1 protein-coding gene and 1 pseudogene are annotated in these 496 nt (G+C 48.0%); both read right to left on the bottom strand.

Annotated elements, in window-relative coordinates:
• On the bottom strand, positions 1-278 hold a 278-nt coding region (locus NP503_RS33205; protein WP_256755087.1), incomplete at its 3' end, for a hypothetical protein.
• Positions 279-309: 31 nt separating this feature from the next.
• A pseudogene (locus tag NP503_RS33200) lies at positions 310-496 on the bottom strand (hypothetical protein); the annotation flags it as partial.

The following is a 496-nucleotide window of genomic DNA, read 5'->3' as shown; positions in this document are numbered from 1 at the left end:
GCCTTTGCCGTTTCTGACCAGACCAGCACATCCTCCAAAATTTCTCGAATCCAAAAAGAAACCTCAAGCTGATCCAGCACCTGAAGTGTGCGTTCTACATAATCCAGTACCGGGTTCGTACCTTCCAGCTCTGCTATGGAATGAATACGTTCCAGGTTAATATTCGGCTGTTCCGCCGCTGCCAGCAGCTGCAGCCACTGAGGCTGCTTCGCCTCCGGTAGCTGGCCTGACTTGTAAGATTGTATGGCCTTTAATGAGTGCAGCATGGATTTCTTCACCTCGTTATCCTTATTAGTTAAACTAAATATGTCATTTCAGCAGACGAATACGATCCTGCACAAGTTTGATTAACTGATCCGCTTCCACTGCAGGTAACCTCTCGTCGAGGCGTGCTGCCGCAACAGGCAGAATCCAGGCATCCAACTCTTGGCGGGATATCCCGGAAATCTGGATATAATGTTGAATATAATGATCCAGCATTACATCGCGAGCCAAT

It is taken from the genome of Mesorhizobium sp. SEMIA396 (assembly GCF_024518615.1).
Classification (GTDB): Bacteria; Pseudomonadota; Alphaproteobacteria; order Rhizobiales; family Rhizobiaceae; genus Mesorhizobium.
This window is presented reverse-complemented; position numbering and strand designations above follow the sequence as displayed.